This window comes from Rhodobacter flavimaris, assembly GCF_021378075.1.
GTDB lineage: Bacteria > Pseudomonadota > Alphaproteobacteria > Rhodobacterales > Rhodobacteraceae > Rhodobacter > Rhodobacter flavimaris.
This window is the reverse complement of the sequence record NZ_JAJUOS010000074.1, coordinates 1-287: the sequence shown is the minus strand read 5'-3', so window position 1 is coordinate 287 and position 287 is coordinate 1. Positions and strand designations below refer to the sequence as shown.

1 protein-coding gene is annotated in these 287 nt (G+C 73.9%); it reads left to right on the top strand.

Annotation, left to right across the window (positions count from 1 at the left end; genetic code table 11):
- The coding region (locus tag LZA78_RS17680) for an XdhC family protein (RefSeq protein ID WP_233678184.1) at positions 1-287 on the top strand (287 nt) is incomplete at both ends.

Genomic DNA, 287 nt, shown 5'->3' with positions numbered 1-287 from the left:
CCTGGACGACGCCGAGGCGCGGGTCGTGGTCCACCACTCGCCGGTGCCCGAGCTCGCGCTGGGCTCGGTGCCGGCAGCCACGCACGTGCTGGTGATGACCCACGACCACGCCGAGGACTTCGCCGTCTGCGACGCGGCTTTGCGCTGCGGCCACCTCGCGAGCATCGGGCTGATCGGCTCGACCGCGAAGTGGACCCGCTTCCGGTCCGGCCTGCGTGTCGAGGGCCACGACGAGGAGGTCGTCGCGCGCATCCAGTGCCCCGTCGGCGACGCCTCGCTGGGCGACG